The 16,873-nt window shown below is 39.5% G+C and carries 14 protein-coding genes and 1 riboswitch; of the genes, 8 read left to right on the top strand and 6 right to left on the bottom strand.

Going from position 1 to position 16,873, the window contains the following annotated elements:
* Nucleotides 1–5: 5 nt before the first annotated feature.
* Nucleotides 6–1,277, bottom strand: a complete 1,272-nt coding sequence (locus QL986_RS01830; RefSeq protein ID WP_013465140.1) for a hypothetical protein — start codon at nt 1,275–1,277, stop codon at nt 6–8.
* Nucleotides 1,278–1,473: 196 nt separating this feature from the next.
* Here QL986_RS01830 and nhaD point away from each other — a divergent pair, with 196 nt between their 5' ends.
* Together nhaD and lysC are read left to right on the top strand one after the other, a co-directional pair.
* Nucleotides 1,474–2,721, top strand: coding sequence for a sodium:proton antiporter NhaD (nhaD, locus tag QL986_RS01825; protein ID WP_013465139.1), 1,248 nt, complete (start codon nt 1,474–1,476; stop codon nt 2,719–2,721).
* A gap of 98 nt (nt 2,722–2,819) precedes the next feature.
* A riboswitch (Lysine riboswitch) is annotated at nt 2,820–2,992 on the top strand.
* A gap of 75 nt (nt 2,993–3,067) precedes the next feature.
* Nucleotides 3,068–4,459 carry a lysine-sensitive aspartokinase 3 gene (gene lysC / locus QL986_RS01820; protein ID WP_171040135.1) on the top strand — a complete coding sequence of 464 codons (1,392 nt, stop codon included), beginning with the start codon at nt 3,068–3,070 and terminating at the stop codon, nt 4,457–4,459.
* Here the strand turns inward: lysC and QL986_RS01815 are convergent.
* Nucleotides 4,436–5,194 (bottom strand): 4'-phosphopantetheinyl transferase superfamily protein, encoded by a 759-nt coding sequence (locus QL986_RS01815; RefSeq protein ID WP_036954390.1) that lies wholly within the window; start codon nt 5,192–5,194, stop codon nt 4,436–4,438. The genes lysC and QL986_RS01815 overlap by 24 nt on opposite strands.
* Before the next feature lie 166 nt (nt 5,195–5,360).
* Between QL986_RS01815 and QL986_RS01810 the strand changes: the two genes are divergently transcribed.
* Nucleotides 5,361–6,683 (top strand): sodium-dependent transporter, encoded by a 1,323-nt coding sequence (locus QL986_RS01810; protein ID WP_036954392.1) that lies wholly within the window; start codon nt 5,361–5,363, stop codon nt 6,681–6,683.
* A gap of 84 nt (nt 6,684–6,767) precedes the next feature.
* Here the strand turns inward: QL986_RS01810 and QL986_RS01805 are convergent, their stop codons facing one another.
* Both QL986_RS01805 and QL986_RS01800 read right to left on the bottom strand, forming a co-directional pair.
* Complete coding sequence (locus tag QL986_RS01805) at nt 6,768–7,748, bottom strand: 2-hydroxyacid dehydrogenase (RefSeq protein ID WP_036954395.1); 981 nt, start codon at nt 7,746–7,748, stop codon at nt 6,768–6,770.
* Between the two features lie 88 nt (nt 7,749–7,836).
* Complete coding sequence (locus QL986_RS01800) at nt 7,837–8,379, bottom strand: glutathione peroxidase (RefSeq protein ID WP_036954398.1); 543 nt, start codon at nt 8,377–8,379, stop codon at nt 7,837–7,839.
* 120 nt (nt 8,380–8,499) lie between these two features.
* Here QL986_RS01800 and QL986_RS01795 point away from each other — a divergent pair, with 120 nt between their 5' ends.
* Complete coding sequence (locus QL986_RS01795) at nt 8,500–9,381, top strand: NAD(P)-dependent oxidoreductase (protein ID WP_028835102.1); 882 nt, start codon at nt 8,500–8,502, stop codon at nt 9,379–9,381.
* Between the two features lie 211 nt (nt 9,382–9,592).
* Here the strand turns inward: QL986_RS01795 and sbcB are convergent, their stop codons facing one another.
* A complete protein-coding gene (sbcB, locus tag QL986_RS01790) occupies nt 9,593–11,038 on the bottom strand; it encodes an exodeoxyribonuclease I (RefSeq protein WP_290191066.1) in 1,446 nt (481 codons plus the stop codon).
* A 417-nt stretch (nt 11,039–11,455) separates the two neighbouring features.
* On the opposite strand from sbcB, the gene QL986_RS01785 reads away from it, so the two are divergent.
* The gene (locus QL986_RS01785; protein ID WP_028835106.1) at nt 11,456–11,737 is read left to right on the top strand and encodes a PepSY domain-containing protein; all 282 of its coding nucleotides are present in this window, start codon (nt 11,456–11,458) and stop codon (nt 11,735–11,737) included.
* A 1-nt stretch (nt 11,738) separates the two neighbouring features.
* Nucleotides 11,739–12,260 carry a cytochrome b/b6 domain-containing protein gene (locus QL986_RS01780; RefSeq protein ID WP_033103318.1) on the top strand — a complete coding sequence of 174 codons (522 nt, stop codon included), beginning with the start codon at nt 11,739–11,741 and terminating at the stop codon, nt 12,258–12,260.
* Nucleotides 12,261–12,544: 284 nt separating this feature from the next.
* Here the strand turns inward: QL986_RS01780 and QL986_RS01775 are convergent, their stop codons facing one another.
* The gene (locus tag QL986_RS01775) at nt 12,545–14,674 is read right to left on the bottom strand and encodes a pre-peptidase C-terminal domain-containing protein (RefSeq protein ID WP_290191065.1); all 2,130 of its coding nucleotides are present in this window, start codon (nt 14,672–14,674) and stop codon (nt 12,545–12,547) included.
* Nucleotides 14,675–15,186: 512 nt separating this feature from the next.
* Between QL986_RS01775 and QL986_RS01770 the strand changes: the two genes are divergently transcribed.
* Both QL986_RS01770 and QL986_RS01765 read left to right on the top strand, forming a co-directional pair.
* Nucleotides 15,187–15,525, top strand: a complete 339-nt coding sequence (locus QL986_RS01770; protein WP_028835109.1) for a hypothetical protein — start codon at nt 15,187–15,189, stop codon at nt 15,523–15,525.
* The gene (locus QL986_RS01765; RefSeq protein ID WP_013465129.1) at nt 15,518–16,861 is read left to right on the top strand and encodes an SPFH domain-containing protein; all 1,344 of its coding nucleotides are present in this window, start codon (nt 15,518–15,520) and stop codon (nt 16,859–16,861) included. The genes QL986_RS01770 and QL986_RS01765 overlap by 8 nt, the downstream gene beginning before the upstream one ends.
* The last annotated feature ends 12 nt before the right edge of the window (nt 16,862–16,873 follow it).

The following is a 16,873-nucleotide window of genomic DNA, read 5'->3' as shown; positions in this document are numbered from 1 at the left end:
GGTCATTACTCGTGCTCGGCTTTATCAGCCTGAGGCTCTGAATTAAAGGGGTACAAAGAAAAGTGCTGGCCTGCAATGTTAACGCGGGCTTTTTTATCGCTTTGGCTAATGTGTAGGGTGGTATCGCTCACTAGCTTTTGATATAAAAACAGCATTTCATCGGCTTCAAGCTCTGGGTAGCTTTCGTCTAAAAATTGCAGCAGAGGCTGTGGTTTTTTACGCTGCTTTTTGAAGCGTTTTGCAAACTGCGCTTTTACATCGTGATAGTCAGGAATGTTTGGCGTGACAAACGCAGGCACATCGTTTTGCTCTGGTAGCTGATATTCATGATGCTCAAATTCAGCCAGGCTTGCCATGTAGGCTACTATATGGCGCTGTTGACCCAATGAATACTTTTGCGCATCGCTTACAAAATGTGGCTGCACGGCGCTGAGCATATTATCTACCCCATTTTTACGTATTAGCCCTAATACTTTTGCTACTTGGCGGGTAACAAGGTTATTACGGCGCAACTCTTCACGCAGTGGCATAAGCATATCGGCACTTTTACGTAAGCTTATCCGGCCAACTAAGTGCATTTCTAGAATTCGGGTACGCAATTGCTCAAGCATGCGTTTATCGTTGTACGCTTTGCCTGAACGTTCAATATGTTCTATTTGGGTGCTAATTTGTTGCTCAATTAAAGTAAAACAGGCATGAAAGTCGCCTCTAATATCCACCATTTCCAGCATGGGTTCTATATACTCATCAAACGCTTCTATCACGGCTTTATAGCGTTTTTGTAGCGACTGCACTGCATTATTAGATTTGGCTTGCTCAACAATATTTAAAATGGCGTTTTCGTTGTGTAAAAACAGTTTGATTATTTTACGCACCCGATCATCCATAATACGGCTAAAGCGGCGTAAATCATCAAAATCTTCCATTTCACCGGCATTAGATAGCCGATTACCTAAACGGGCCAAATCATCAACCAATACACTTATTTCTTGTGCTAAGCCTAAATGTTCTTCTTGCAGTAAAAAGGTGGCAAAATCGGCAATGGCGCGGTTAATTTCCAGTTGTGACGATTTAGCCAGCGGAATAATAATTTCTTGATTTAATAACCGGTTGGTTTCTTTATAAATACGCTCATTATTCCACGTGGGTTGCTTTTGCTTAATGGCATTTTGAAGATCTTTAATACTAAAGTCGGCCATTTTAAAGCGCTTAAATAATAGCTCTAATACACCCCAGTGTTCATTTAGGGTATTAAGTAGCTTTTTAGCTGGGATCATAAGGCGTTGCAACTTCCTAGTATTCGTTATTTTATATTTCTCGAACTTATATGGTATTCGTTTTTGCGACGATTTAATAATAGTTTTTACACCCGCTTAGTGATAGTATCCGCGCCGAATATAGGCACATAGAGTTTGTGGGTATATTTTTTACATGGTTTCAATTTTTACTTAACCCCGAAGGTTGTTTAATATCATGGTTTCCTCGATTATCCTGACGCTGATAGCGATTGCATTCTTGCTTATCGTTATTGAGGATGTGATCCACGTTAACAAAGCCAAAACGACGTTATTTTTTGGTACACTTTGCTGGATTATCTCCTTTATTTTTCCTCTTAATGGGCAAAGCCCCGAAACGATTCAAACCCTCCTAGACCACAATATTTTAGAAATTGCTTCTTTATGGCTGTTTTTAATGGCCGCAATGACCTTTGTCGCCTATTTAAACTCTAAAGGACTTATCGAAAATGTTGTGAATCGGATTATGCCAACCAGCATTAGTGAGCGAAAGCTGATGTTTTTGGTGGGGTGTTTTGCGTTTTTATTTTCATCTATTTCAGACAACGTTACGGCCACGCTAATATCACTGGCAGTGATTATGTCATTAAAACTTGAAGCCAAAAAGTTAGTTAAGTACGCCACGCTTATTGTATTTGCTGTAAACTCCGGTGGTGTATCACTTATCACGGGTGATGTAACCACACTTATGATTTTCCTTGATGGTAAAGTAACAATTAGCAATTTATTACTGTTAATTGTGCCTGCGTTACTAAGTGTATTATTACTGGCTACTTTGTTATCAATTGGCATGAATAAGCAACTCGAGTTTAAAAAAACTAAATTTAAACGTATTGAAAAAACCGACATAACCATTGCGGTTATTTTCTTCACTACGGTTATTGCTACGCTTACATTGAGTGTTTTATACAGTGTACCGCCTCTGCTTACTTTTTTATTGGGTTTATCTATTATGTTTTTAGTCGCGCAATTTTTAATGCGCAAAAAAGACATCAACAAAGATATGATCGATTTTATACGCGACATAGAGTACGACACCTTATTGTTTTTCGTGGGTGTGTTACTGCTTGTTGGTGCGTTAAAAGAAGTTGGGGTACTGAGCCAATTTACTAATTTGTATACGGTAATGGCGCCAGAGTACGCAAACTACTTAATGGGTATTTTATCTGCAGGTGTTGATAACGTGCCACTAACGGCAGCGTTATTAAAAGCCGACATTGTAATGAGTCAACAGCATTGGTTGTCGTTTACGTATGCAACCGGTGTAGGTGGCTCTATGCTAATCATTGGCTCGGCGGCCGGTATTATAGCCATGAGTAAGGTAAAAGAGCTGACGTTTGCAAGTTACCTTCGCTTATCGCTGTATTTATTACTGTGTTACACCTTTGGTTATGCGGGCTCTTACTTAATGGGTAGTTTTATTTGATTTTATAGTAAAACGACTTGACAGCTAGACGTCTAAACGATAACTTTCAAAGCCGCACTATTAGTGCGGTTTTGTTTTATTAGCCACAGGTTAATAATACATTCAGAAGAGGTGCGATACTTAGGTACTTAATGTGAGGCAACGACAGCCTGCGATCATTAAGGAGGGAAGTACTCGCCGAGGAAAATAATGGGTCGTTACCATTGTTTTTCGGTTTATGGGGCTGAATCCTCAAAACTGTCACCAATTTAGGTGGAGAGCTTCTGGCAGTAGATTTTTCTTATCTTTATTTCCTGCCAAGTTCTTCTTGTTTTATTGCGGTTTGGATGCCGCGAAAGGAGACGAAATGACTACCCAACCAGTGCCACAAAGTTCACAGTGCACAAAATCAGATTACATTGTTGCCAAATTTGGTGGCACCAGCGTTGCTAACTTTGAGGCGATGAGCCGTTGTAGCGAAATTATCGTAAACGATAAAAATGTACGTATTGTTGCAGTAAGCGCCAGTGCCGGAGTGACCAATCATTTAGTGGAGCTTTGCAAAGCGGGTATTGAAGCCACTAAACGCCAACAGCATATTGATGGTGTCCTTGCGATTCAGCAGGCTATTTTAAATGACCTGTCGTTAGATGAGGATTTAGCCCTTGGGTTTAATCAAACGCTTGATGCATTTCAAACGTTGGCGGCACAAACACTCAATACTGAGCAGCAGTTCGATGAGCTACTTAGCTTTGGCGAGCGTTTATCGTCGTACTTATTTACCCAAGTACTAAGGTTAAAGGGTTTAAATGCCACTCGTTTTGATGTGCGCCAGGTGCTTAAAACCGATAGCCAATTTGGTAAAGCAACACCAAATGTGGCCGCCACAGCGCAAGCCGCTCAAACACATTTAATTCCGCTGCTTGATGATAGCGTTATTGTGACCCAAGGGTTTATTGGTAGCGATGCAAACAATTTAACGACCACGCTCGGTCGAGGCGGCTCAGATTATAGCGCTGCACTGCTTGCTGAGGCTATTAACGCTAAAAGTGTGCATATTTGGACTGACGTAGTGGGTATTTTTAGCACCGATCCTCGTTTGTGTGTAAAAGCCACTCCTATTGCGCGTTTAAGTTTTGATGAAGCAGCAGAAATGGCGACCTTTGGCGCTAAAGTATTGCACCCGGCAACTATTTTACCTGCCAGTCGCAGCCATATTAATGTGTTTGTTGGCTCAAGCACAGAGCCAGAACTTGGCGGTACGTGGATTGAACGTGAAAAATCGCAGCTACCTGGTATTCGTGCGGTAACACAACGTAAAAATCAAATATTATTAACCCTTAAAAGCCCAGAAATGCTGTTAGCCAGTGGCTTTTTAGCGCGTATATTTACTATTTTAAGTGAGTGTAATATTTCGGTAGATTTGGTTACCACCTCTGAAATTAGTGTAGCAATTACCCTTGATAATGCGCCTAATGCATCACGCCCAGAGCTAGATCAAGAGTGCTTAGATAAACTCGCTGAATTTTGCCATGTATCGGTTGAAAACAATTTAACGCTGGTAGCGTTAATTGGCTCTGAAATTGTTTTGCGCCAACATGAAATGAATTTAATGAAAGTATTAAGTGACTTTAATATTAGACTCATTTGCCATGGTGCGAGTAAACACAACCTGTGCTTTTTAGTTGAGCAAAGCGAGTCTGATGCAGTGGTTCAAGCGATTCATAGTCGATTACTAGAAAGTGATTGCGCTGCGTAAATCGTTAATAGTCATTATTGAGCACCGCCAGTCGGTGCTTTTTTTTGCCACAACGCTAATATCAAACATGTCGTTATGTGCTCCAACCACGGTATTGCTGCAGGCTGTAAGCTGGGCGTTATTAAGTTCGTTAAACACATTAGGGCTTAATAGCTGAGCAATAGGGCGGGTGGTGGCTTTAGCCAGCGCTTCTTTTAATGTCCAAATCCTAAAGAAATGATGTGCTTGAGTTGTTATGTTATCTGTATCGGTTATTAAGCTCACTTCGGCTGGGTGGTAAAAGTGTTTAGCGAGTTTATTAAAAGGGCGCTTTAAACTAATTTTTTCAATATCAAAGCCAAATTGAGTTGATGCTACATTTAACGCTGCACCTACAAAACCATGAGAATGAGAAATACAGCAACTGATCACGCCTGTTGTATTTTTAATATGTAATTCTAATTTACTGTTATCGGGGTTAAATTCAGAACTAATATCACACAGCTTTAATGATGCATAAGAAGAACAAGCGGATTTTACTAGGTATTTAAGCACTAAACGTGTGGCTAAATATTCTTGTTTAGCCTGTGGATTTTTACGCCGATTAATAACATTGAGCTCAAAAGGGCTTAAATAGTGGGGTAAATCAAATTCACCCACATTGAGGGTGGTCGCGTTAAGCAACGCAATGCAATGGCTGTTATTTGCTAAAGCGGGCGTGATTTCTAGCTGGTTTTCAAAGTAAGTTACACTCATCATTGCTCGTTATAAATGACGACCGATTACATATTTATTACCCAAAGCTGGATAGTTTGTGAGCGGTTGTTAGTTGTTGTGAGCGCTAAGTACATTTTTATTACTCAGTGGCTCTTAAATATGGTTTAATTCGCATTCGTTAAAATAATAACAGATTTGTAGGTGTATGGCACAAGTGCGTGATGGTTTTCAAAGTCGACTAGGTTTTGTATTGGCAGCAGCCGGTGCAGCCGTAGGTTTAGGTAATATATGGGGTTTTCCTACGCAGGCTGCTAATCATGGTGGCGGCGCATTTTTACTGGTTTACTTTATCGTTATTTTTTTGCTGGCGTTACCTGCTTTATACACCGAGCTGTATTTAGGTTACAAAGCCCAAGCTAACCCTGTTAAAGCGCTAAGCCAAGCATGGCAAGATCACGCCCCTAAAGTGGGAGCCGCAGCAGGCTATATTGGCCTTGCCGGTGCCATCGTTATGTTAAGTTTTTACTCTATTGTGGCCGGTTGGATGCTTTCCTACGCTATAGAGCCTATAAGTAGCTTTTTTGGCTTGCATAGCTTGAGTGAGTTTTTACATAGCGACTCTATGTTACGTAATTTTATTTTTACGCCGCTTATGCTTATTTTAACCGCCAGTATTATTTTAAAAGGGGTGAAGTCGGGAATAGAAACCTGGTCACGCCGTTTAATGCCGCTTTTACTTGTTCTCCTTATTGGGCTTATTATTTATATTGCAACGTTAGATGGCGCAAGCGAAGGGTTTGCTGCTTATTTAGTGCCTGACTTTAGTAAAATACTCGACCCTGATTTAATTATTGCCGCAATGGGGCAAGCGTTCTTTTCGTTGTCGCTTGGGGTAGGCTGTATGATGATTTACGGCTCATATTTAAAACCCGGAGCTAACTTACCAAAATTAACCGCAAGTGTTGCGCTACTTGATACCAGCGTGGCGTTTTTGGCGGGCTTATTAATAATTCCGGCTATTTATGTTGCCCAGTACAATGGCGTTGAAGTATTTAATAACGGTAAATTAATTGGTGAGGGACAACTTATTTTTGCCATATTACCTGAGCTATTTGGCACTATGGGTGAAATTGGTTTATTGGTTGGCTTATTATTTTTTGTATTGATGTCGATAGCTTCAGTTACCTCAACTATTTCATCAACTGAGATCCCTGTGGCATTTTTGGTTGAAAACCACAGTGTAGATAGAACCAAAGCAACATGGGCAGTCAGTGCAATTGTATTTGTTTGTGCCAGTACCATTATTTTAAACTTTGATTGGTTATTTGGTTTAGTGATTATGGTATTTACTCAATACCAATTGCCGTTAATGGGGCTGTTTTACTTTATAACGGTAGGCTGGCTATGGCAACGTGGTAATAAGCTTCATCAAGCAAGTTCTGGTGCACATTATTGGTTTGCTCAGTACATTCGTTTTGTCTGCCCAGTGCTAATGACCTTAGTATTTGCAAACGTTGCGTTTGGCTAGAACGCGTTAATAACTCATGTGTTATTGATAACAAAAAAGCGAACACTATATTTTGTTCGCTTTTTTGCTTTTTGTTTAGCCGCGCTATAGCACTTCGTTTGTTAAGCTATTTCCTTGAGTAACCTCAAATGCATTTTGTAATGTTATATTAGCGATTTCGGTTAGAGCTTCTTGAGTAAAAAAGCCTTGATGCCCTGTTATTAACACGTTTCTAAAACTCACTAAACGAGAGAATATATCGTCTTGATTTATTTCGTCACTGTGGTTTTTAAAAAACAGTTCTGATTCTTGTTCGTACACATCAAGTCCTAAGTACCCCAGTTTTTGTGATTTAAGTGCTTTAATACACGCTTGGCTGTTTACCAGCGCACCGCGAGAAGTATTAATGAGCATGACGCCGGTTTTCATTTTATTAAATGCAGCGTCATCGATTAAATGATGCGTATCTTCGCTCAGCGGGCAGTGCAGTGAAATTATATCGCTTTGGGCAAGTAGGGTATTTAAATCGGTAATAGTGTAATTGCCTGGTTTTGCAAAAGGGTCGCACACTAAAACGTTAGCGCCAAAACCATTTAAAATGTTACACAGTGCCAAGCCTATTTTTCCGCAGCCTATAATCCCTATGGTCTTGTTATGTAAGTTAAACCCGAGTAAGCCATTTAAATCAAAGTTGTCTTCGCGCACGCGGTTATAAGCTTTGTGTGTTTTACGGCTGAGGGTGAGCATAAGGGCAACACAATGTTCAGCTACTGCCTCAGGGCTGTAAGCGGGTACGCGTAATACGCTGAGGTTATGCTGTTTGGCAACAGGCAAGTCAACGTTATTAAACCCCGCACAGCGTAATAAAATAGCGCTAACACCCAATGTGGCAAGTTGCTCAATCACTGCTTTATCTACTGTATCGTTTACAAATACGCACACAGCGTTAAAGTTTTTAGCTAATATTGCCGTCTGCGCCGATAAACTTTGCTCAAAGTAAGTAATAGTGATGTTAGAAAAGCCATTTAAACTTTGCTCAAAAAAAGGGCGCTCATATTTCTGAGCACTAAAAAAAGCAATATCCATTAACTAGCTCCAAGTAATCAATTATTTTATTACCATAAACTATTCTTACTATAGATGCTTCACTCTTGTTGTTTTAATTACGACAGGATTATTTTAATGCAGCCGAACGGACTCCTAAACGAGCGGTCGTCGGTTTTATAACGGGCACTGATTCTAAGCAGCTTGTTATTACATTATGTAATGACTCCGGTTTAGTTCGCGGTGCATAGCGAGCAACCAGCTGCCCTTGTGCATTAACTAAAAACTTAGTGAAGTTCCATTTTATTGCTCGGTTTTGTGCAATACCTCGTGTATGAGACTTTAAATAACTAAACAGTGGATGCGTATCTGGGCCATTTACCATGACCTTATTAAACACCTCAAAATTAATTGAAAAATGTTTTTGATAATAGTCTTTAATGGCCATTCCCTCTAATGGCTCATTTTTATCAAATTGATTACACGGAAAGGCTAAAATAGTAAACCCATCGTTTTTGTATTGTTGATATAGCTTTTCTAGCGCGCATAATTGCGCAGAAAAATGACATTTACTGGCGGTATTAACAATAAGAACCGTTTTTCCTTTTAGCTGACTCAAAGAAAAATCATCGTTATTACAAAGTGGTGCGTTAAATTGATAAATACTATCCATAGATTACCTACCTAATTTCCGTATGAGGGAAATTTTAAAAGACTTTCATTCGCTTTTTTAGCGGCCGATTGACATAATCGAGCTTATGTTTCTAAGTTATCAGTTAAATAGGTCATTTTTATGTCAGTAAAAATTGCATTTATAGGTTTAGGCGTAATGGGTTACCCAATGGCAGGGCATCTAGCAAAAGCGGGGCACAGCGTATGTGTTTATAACCGCACAGCAGCTAAAGCACAAAAATGGGTTGAAGATTTTAACGGCAGTTTTGCACCTACCCCGCGTGAAGCTGCAAGTGGTGCCGATATGGTATTTATGTGTGTTGGCAATGACGACGACTTACGGTCAGTGGTATACGGCGATGATGGCGTTTTAGCTGGTATGGACAAAAACACGATTTTAATCGATCACACAACTACTTCTGCTGAGGTAGCGCGTGAAGTTGCGGCAAAAGCGGCTTTACAGCATATCGACTTTATTGATGCGCCAGTATCGGGCGGTCAAGCAGGTGCTGAAAACGGGGTATTAACCGTAATGGCCGGTGGCAACGAAGCGGTATTTGCTAAAGCACAACCTATCATGGCGGCATTTAGCCGTTTTAGTCAGCTTTTAGGCGAAGTGGGCTCAGGGCAATTATGTAAAATGGTTAATCAAATTTGTATTGCTGGTGTGGTACAAGGCTTAGCTGAGGGCTTACATTTTGCTAAACAAGCAGGGCTTGATGGCGAAAAAGTAATAGAAACCATTTCTAAAGGCGCAGCTGGTTCGTGGCAAATGGAAAACCGCTACAAAACAATGTGGGCAGGCGAGTACGAGTTTGGTTTTGCTGTAGATTGGATGCGTAAAGATTTAGGCATTGCCCTTGATGAAGCTAAAAATAATGGTGCAACGCTGCCAATGACTGCAACGGTCGATCAATACTACGCCGATGTACAGGCTCTTGGCGGCGGCAGGTACGACACATCAAGTTTACTAGCGCGTATTGAAGCACTGCATAAAAAGTAATGTAATTGGTAAAAGTAAACTTTTCACAAAAAGGGTAAGAGGTGCTGCGCTTTTAGAGGAAGTGATATACATAAAAATAATTGTAGGTTTTATGTTTTCTCATTTACCTCTCTTGTTGAGATAGTTTTTTGGTTTTTTACCTAGTAACAAAAAACGCGACACTTTTTGCTAAAGGGTCGCGTTTTTCATGGTTTATATACACTAAAGCAAATTACATGCTTTGCGCGTAGTTATACAGTGCTTTTAAAATTGTAAGATTTTTTTCACTGTCGTCATGCTCGTGCGCTAGGTTTTCAAGGGTGATCATAAAATCTTGTGCGCTGATTGATGGCTGATCTTCGCCATGCATTAACTTGCTTTGACAATATTGACGCCATTGATCAAGCTCTTGTTGGTTTAGCGTTTGTGGCCAGTTACGGGCGCGGTATCTAAACAACAAAGTATTAAATTTAGGATCTTCAAATTCAAGCTTTAAACTTGCCAAGTCATCTGGTTTTGCATCACGAATAATCGCAAATTTAGCTTTATCAGCATGGCTAGTAAACCCATCATATAATAAGTAATCCACGTTCGTGGTGGCGCTGTAATCGCCTTGCTCATTAAATACTTCAGTGACTTTATCGCGAAGCTCAGTATTGGCTTTTAAAATGGCTAAATTAGCCAAGCATTGCTCGCGGTCAATACCCAAGCGAGCAGCGTTTTCAGGCAGTAGCGTTTTAGCCGGTGCTAAAATAGGGCACTTGTTTAAATGCACCAGCTTTAAACCTACCGGTAAATCACCCTCTGCTAAATCTATACGTTTGGTGTATAAACGCTTGCGTAATTGCTCTACATTTAAATCAAGTAACACCTGCGGGTTTTGGGTTAAATCAAAACAAATAACCGCGTTTTTATTAACAGGATGAAAGCTCATAGGTGCCACCCACGTGGTACAACCCTGGGTTGCTGGAATACGCGACGAGGTATGCACTAATGGGGTCATGTTAAACACGTCCACCAATTCAGCAAGGGCTTTCTTATTACGCAAACTAAAAAAGAACTGATACAGCTTAGGCTGCTTTTCTTTTATTAATTTAGCCAAGGCAATGGTAGCCGTTACATCACTTAGTGCGTCGTGCGCAGCGGCATGTTCAATACCATTAGCAACAGTTAAATGCTCAAGCTTAAAGCTTGGACTGCCATCTTCTTTTAATGGCCACTCAATGCCCTCTGGGCGCAGTGCATAGCAGGCACGCACTAAATCTATAATATCCCAACGACTGTTATTGTTTTTATATTCACGTTCGTACGGGTCGTAAAAGTTACGATAAAAGCTATATCGGCTTACTTCATCATCAAAGCGAATACTGTTATAACCAGCTACACAGGTATTGGGTACGCTAAATTCTGCATGAATTTTAGCTATAAACTCAGCCTCAACTAAGCCTTTTTGCATCGCCACTTGTGGGGTAATACCAGTAATTAAACACGCTTCAGGATGGGGTAAATAATCCGCTTGCGGCTTACAGTACTCAATAAGCGGCTCGCCAATAATATTTAAATCAAGATCGGTGCGTACACCGGCAAATTGGCTCGGCTTATCTTTCTGTGGGCTTGCCCCCCAGGTCTCGTAGTCGTGCCAATAGATTGTTGCTTGGTTTTGCTCTTGATAAGCCATTAAAAAACCCTATAAGTTAGCTTGAAACGGTTTATATACCGCCAAGTTACTAAATTTATGAATTATTTAGATTATGGCATAGGGTGACAGGAGTTTATAGGTTTATACTAAATTTTGGTATTAAGAGTATGGGTGGCTAAAAACTTAACATTACATATAAAAGGGTAGCCTTATGCCAGAAAGTTACTTTTTGATGATATGGGCCAAGCTTGCTTTGAAGTATTGTTTTGTATGAAGAGTAATACTTAAAAAACCTATCACGTTAAATAAATTTAAACTTATTAATGGGGATAAGTTAATTCCTTTGCCATAAATAAAGGGGGACGAATAAGTTAAGTACCGATAAAGCGATTGATCCTGTTATTTAAGGCACGTAGTATGATTAACCGACAATACATTTTTAACAAGGATATTTTAATGAAAGCTAAACTTTTAATCACATCAGTAGTAAGTGTATTTTTACTTGCAGGTTGCGGTGTTGCCAACGAAACCACTCAATGTACGAGTGAGCCAAACGAAAATTGGATGGAGCAACAGGAATTTAAAAATAGCTTAACCGCGCAAGGTTATAAAATTAAAGAGTTTAAAGTTACCGAAGGCAATTGTTACGAGCTATACGGTAGCGATGTTAAAGGAAGCAAAGTAGAAATTTACTTTAACCCCGTTGATGGTAGCGTAGTTAAACAGGAAAACCATTAATTTGCGATCTACATTAGTAATTTGGGATCCCCTTGTTAGGGGGATCCATTGGCTTTTAGTGATTGCTTTTTGCTTGAATTATTTTTTACTTGAATCGGGCAGCGACGAGCATCAAATTGTGGGTTATGTTGCCTTTGTGGCCGTACTAATTCGCCTTGTTTGGGCTTTTTTTCGTTCTGGTTTTGCTAGTATTAAACAGATTAAATTGCGACCTAGTGATTTTAAATTGCACTTTAAACACTTAAAAAACAGAAATGTGCCGGAAAACTCTGGCCATAATCCGTTAGGCTGGTTAATGGTGTTGGCAACATGGTTATTATTTATTGCACTTGCCACAACGGGTTTTTTACTAGAAGAGACAGATTACTTTTTTGGTAGTTCACTTGTTGAAAATATTCATTCAATACTCGCGAACAGTTTGTATTCAATTGTAATAGTACATATTGCCGCAATTGTATTGGTTGGTTGGTGGGGGAGAGTTTCTTTGATAACTCCTATGATTACCGGCAAGCGAAAACCCTAGTACCAAAGCTGGAGCATCTGTGTACTTTTTTTAAACTTTAATTTTTGGCAGTGTGTTTGGTTTGAAGGTGCTAAATAGTATTTGATGTGTGGGTATAACTCGTTAATAGATGATGAAACCTTATTTACTAGGCATACGCTGCCCACATAGCTTTCCTTAGGTACGTTTAAGTTAAGCCAGAAGAATAAATAAAAACCAACAAAGATTGCTGTAAAATGAAACTAGCTAAAAGTGAAAAGCACTGCAGGTATACTGGGGTGCTTTGTTTAGGGTAATGATATTATCTATTTTGCAGTAGCGACAAGCTTAACCCAGTCATAACTGAGCATACCTAGTAAGCCGATTTGTAATGATTGACCAGCACTAACGGCTAGAGTGCAGCTTTCGTTGTTGCCGGTGTTTTTTGATAGGCAATCATATTGTGTTTGCGTGACAGCACCATCTGCTTTTACGTACAGGCTGATATCTCCTTGGCTACCTGTTGTGTTTATTGTTACAGATGTTTTTCCTGAAGGAACCACATAGCTATATCGTTGCCAAAAACCAGGAAATCCATAGGCGCGAGAAGCAATAATGGTGCTATCTCCCGTCGGTGGTGTGCTGTTTTCATAATCAGCCATAATAGTGACATTACTGTAGCTGCTATAGGCTTTAAGCATAACGTAATAGCGACCTTCTCCTTGACTTATATTACAGCTTTCAGTGTTACCATTTCTAAATGGTCGGCAGTCGTAATCGTTTGTGGTAGGTATTGTATTTTTCTTAACGTAGAGGTCTGCATCACCCGAACCACCTGTTATGCCGATTGAAATGTTAGTGCTATTTGCAGGTACATCAATATAGTAAATAGTCTCTTGATTTAATGCTGCACTTTGGCCTGTTAATGCTTGCCCTTTAGTTAATTCAATTTCTGTTGGTGAACCATCGGAGACAATAATAGTTTGGGTTAGTGTATTTGTATTATTGTTACTATCTTGCACAGTAACAGAGACGTCGTAATCACCTTCAGATATAAAATTATGCACTACGGTTGCACCTGTATCGGTTTGATTATCGCCAAAGTTCCAACTGTAGTTATTGATTGTACCTGCTGAACTAGAACCTGTTGCATCAAAATTACACTGTAATTGTTCACAGCTGTATTCAAAACGCGCGGTAGGTGGCAGTGGTGTATTACCGTCGTTATCGCCAACAGGCACTGTGTTATTAAAGTAAGTTGCGACTTGGGGCCAAATCTTACTTATTTTGGCGCCTTTATTGTAGCATCCGCCTAAGTGATGAAGTGCAATAACACGATTACTTGATGCTGCAACAACAGGAGAACCGGAAGAGCCACCTATAGTGTCACAATAGTATCCAATATCAGTATTACTTCCACGCCCATTCGTTGAGGGGGCATTAACTTGGCACAAACCATTGGTGTCTTGATCCGATTCAATCGACAGCTCCTTAGGATTACCTGAACCATGTTGCGGAATATAAATACGTTCACTTTGCTCTGCGTTTCGCACATCAAGCCCTAAGTAGCCAAACTGTTCAATATTGGCAAAGTTATTAACACTAAATAGGGTGTAATCTAACGTGTAGTCAGTTTTAAAAAACTCCTTGCCTGTCACTTTTACAATGGTTTCTTTAGTTGTTCCATTACAACTTTTATTTTGGTAGTTAAACCACACTTCAGTAGAGGCAAGCTCAGATGCAGTCTCTATACAGTGGTTATTGGTAAATAACTTATTATCGCTGCCAACGCGCCAACCGGTACATAAGCTGCGGCCACCAATTACTAAGCGTGCTACCGGGCGGCTGCGGTCAAACTCTGTTGGGTTGGAATTAGCCCAACACTGCACATCTTTGCGCTCATTAATACCACAGGTAGACAAAGGGGCTGGTTTATTTTGTTCATTGATATTTATATTGGCGCTTTCAGTTCCGTAATAATAGCTATCAATAACACCAAACTGGTGTTGCTGCTTATTACTTTTTGGATCAGGGTAATACTCAATGATAACGCTGTCATTTGATACCGACATAGAAGAAAATGAATGCACACCATCATCCCCGTTTAAGCTATCGATTGTTGCTGCGTCCATATTATTACTACTATATTCATATAGCTCTGAGTTGTCTTCGCTTCTAACGACTAACTTTGCGTCACCATTTAGATCTACTTGGCTAAAATGTAGCTTTATGTAATCAGCATTAGGGTGCGATACAGTTTGAGTAATTACGTGTCCTTGCGCAGTTTCGATAGCAAATTGCTTAGAAAGTTTTACATGGGTAGAAGCGTGTTTGGCGATTGTGGTTTTCTTTGCTTCTTGAGTGTGTTGTAAAATAGTGAGCTCATCCACAGCAGCAATACTGTGTTGTCCATAAATGGCAATGGCAATTAATGTTGCATATTTACATTTATTCATCTTTATATCCTTTTCACTAATAAGTGGTTTGATGTAACGTAAACGATCAACTGCATGCCCATATGATTTAACTTTGAGCAAATAATCAGTACCTAATTTACATACTAAGGGTAGGTCGCATTTTAATCTTCGCCAGTAAAAAATTTAAATTTTTTTAACTTTACTCGGAAATTATTGCAATTTTCACTTTGAGATCAGCTCATTTTAAAAAGAATAAATGGCTTAGTATTCAATATGAAAGTTTGAACAGAAGATGTTCACTGTTGAGTCTAATAGGCTGTTACCAATACAGGTAATAACTTTTACTAACACTCACTAAAAGTAATATTGTAGATATTGAGACTTCTGATATTGAACTTTTATCTAATTTAATTTTTACAAAAATATACACAAGCCAAGTTTTAATTCTGTTATTTGGGTCGTTATTCTGTAAAATTATCGGCTTAACATTTGTGACCTAGTCGTTACATTTGTCGTTGGGGTTAATTATTCAATTAATATAAGCAGACGTTATGATTTTTTATATTATTGGGTTAAGTACGCTTGTTATTATTTTGTGTGTGGCGCTTTATGTGATTTACAGCAATATACGTAAGAGCCGAGTAAGAAAGTCAAAAGAATATAATGTGTTATTTGATAAAGACACCATTATTGATGAACTCATTGCTCAACTTAGCGAGAAAAACCAAACCCAAGAAAACCAGGAAAAAACAATTAAAGGCAAACAAGAGATCCTTGCAACTTTTATAGATTTGCATCGATCGGGTAGTTTTTGTGCGCATTTAAGCGAACAAGAAATTACGTATTTTGTTAAAAAGAAACTAAATATGGAGAGTACTAAAAATGGATAGCGAACAACAAGCAGTCGCTGAGGCAAAAAACACCTCATTTATGGCACGTTTTGGTCGTCGTAATGTGATTTTACTAACATCCGTTGTCGTGGTGTTAGCCGTGATTGCAACATTAACGTCGCAGGTTATTTCATGGAATGAAGCCGATGAACGGCTAGTTCATCAGTCAGCTTTTACCGGTAATTTAACGGTAATAAATCAAGCGGGCCCTTACTTAAAAGCATTTGGTACGACATCAGCCTATAAAAAAGTTATTTCAATTAACTTTACCGGCGATAGCAGCGCAACAGCCAGTGCCATTGTACCACTCATTCCTATTCGATTCTTAGATACCACGACCGGTGGGGCACGCGGTGTTTCCCGCTTTAGATTACCTGGCAACGTACCCGCTAGTGAATCGGGTGCTTTGCGTGGTTTATTAAAAATTCATGAAGAATTTGGCTCCCAAGAAACCCTAATTTCTAACCTTTTAATGCGTGCAACAACAGAAAATGTAAAAGCGTCGGCTCGTATGATGTCGGTGGAGCAACATTATTCAGGTGGTAATGGTCAATTAAGCCAAGATTTTTCTGATCAACTTACGAATGGTATTTTTGTTACTGAGCAAATTATTAGTACCGGTGAGCGTGATAAGTCAGATGATTTAAGTAATTTAAGTAAGCAACAACGCGTTACCATTAATATAAAGAAGGATGCTGAAGGTAATCCGCTACGTAATGCGCCTATTTTAGGCTCTTATGGGATCACAGTCGTTGATGCGAGTATTATTGATATTGATTACGAAAATAAAGTAAATGCACGTTTAGAGGCGCAAAAACAAGCGGCTGCTGATGAAGCGCTGGCAAGACAAAACCTTAAAAAAGCAGAGCAACAAGCACGTACTGAAGTGGCATTAGGCGAACAAGCGATTGCAAAGCAAAGAGCTGAGTCTGAAAAGCTAAAAATTAAAGAGCAAATTGATGCAGAGCGAATAAAAGCCAATGCGATTATTTCTGCACAACAGCGTGTTGCAGTAAAGGCTGAGCTTGCAAAAGAGCAAGAAGAAATCTTAAAACAGCAACGCTTAGAAGCGTTAGGCATGGATGTATTAGCTGAAGCACGTTTACGTGCAAAGTCAGCAGCACTTGATCCTAAATATGTGTTTGATGAAACACTTAAAGCAGAAGTTAAAATTCAAACGGCTTTATTTAATAGCTTAGGTAACAGTCGCTTAGTGCCTGAAATTGTTATAGGTGCAGGGCAGGGTGAGCAAAATAATGGTTCTGAATTTATGCGCTTACTGGCGGCCGACGCGGCATTGAGCCTTAAGAAGCGTTTAGAAAAAGAGAAAAAATAAACGTTAAAAATC

The sequence above is a fragment of the Pseudoalteromonas sp. APC 3250 genome, assembly GCF_030407915.1.
Lineage (GTDB): Bacteria > Pseudomonadota > Gammaproteobacteria > Enterobacterales > Alteromonadaceae > Pseudoalteromonas > Pseudoalteromonas tetraodonis.
Note: the sequence above shows the minus strand (reverse complement) of the source record. Positions and strands in the feature narration are given on the sequence as shown.

What these genes read in the sequence shown, in the direction of transcription:
- QL986_RS01830 (WP_013465140.1), bottom strand. Translation starts at nt 1,277, where the DNA reads ATGATCCCAGCTAAAAAGCTACTTAATACCCTAAATGAACACTGGGGT.
- nhaD (WP_013465139.1), top strand. Translation starts at nt 1,474, where the DNA reads ATGGTTTCCTCGATTATCCTGACGCTGATAGCGATTGCATTCTTGCTT.
- lysC (WP_171040135.1), top strand. Translation starts at nt 3,068, where the DNA reads ATGACTACCCAACCAGTGCCACAAAGTTCACAGTGCACAAAATCAGAT.
- QL986_RS01815 (WP_036954390.1), bottom strand. Translation starts at nt 5,194, where the DNA reads ATGAGTGTAACTTACTTTGAAAACCAGCTAGAAATCACGCCCGCTTTA.
- QL986_RS01810 (WP_036954392.1), top strand. Translation starts at nt 5,361, where the DNA reads ATGGCACAAGTGCGTGATGGTTTTCAAAGTCGACTAGGTTTTGTATTG.
- QL986_RS01805 (WP_036954395.1), bottom strand. Translation starts at nt 7,748, where the DNA reads ATGGATATTGCTTTTTTTAGTGCTCAGAAATATGAGCGCCCTTTTTTT.
- QL986_RS01800 (WP_036954398.1), bottom strand. Translation starts at nt 8,379, where the DNA reads ATGGATAGTATTTATCAATTTAACGCACCACTTTGTAATAACGATGAT.
- QL986_RS01795 (WP_028835102.1), top strand. Translation starts at nt 8,500, where the DNA reads ATGTCAGTAAAAATTGCATTTATAGGTTTAGGCGTAATGGGTTACCCA.
- sbcB (WP_290191066.1), bottom strand. Translation starts at nt 11,038, where the DNA reads ATGGCTTATCAAGAGCAAAACCAAGCAACAATCTATTGGCACGACTAC.
- QL986_RS01785 (WP_028835106.1), top strand. Translation starts at nt 11,456, where the DNA reads ATGAAAGCTAAACTTTTAATCACATCAGTAGTAAGTGTATTTTTACTT.
- QL986_RS01775 (WP_290191065.1), bottom strand. Translation starts at nt 14,674, where the DNA reads ATGAATAAATGTAAATATGCAACATTAATTGCCATTGCCATTTATGGA.
- QL986_RS01770 (WP_028835109.1), top strand. Translation starts at nt 15,187, where the DNA reads ATGATTTTTTATATTATTGGGTTAAGTACGCTTGTTATTATTTTGTGT.
- QL986_RS01765 (WP_013465129.1), top strand. Translation starts at nt 15,518, where the DNA reads ATGGATAGCGAACAACAAGCAGTCGCTGAGGCAAAAAACACCTCATTT.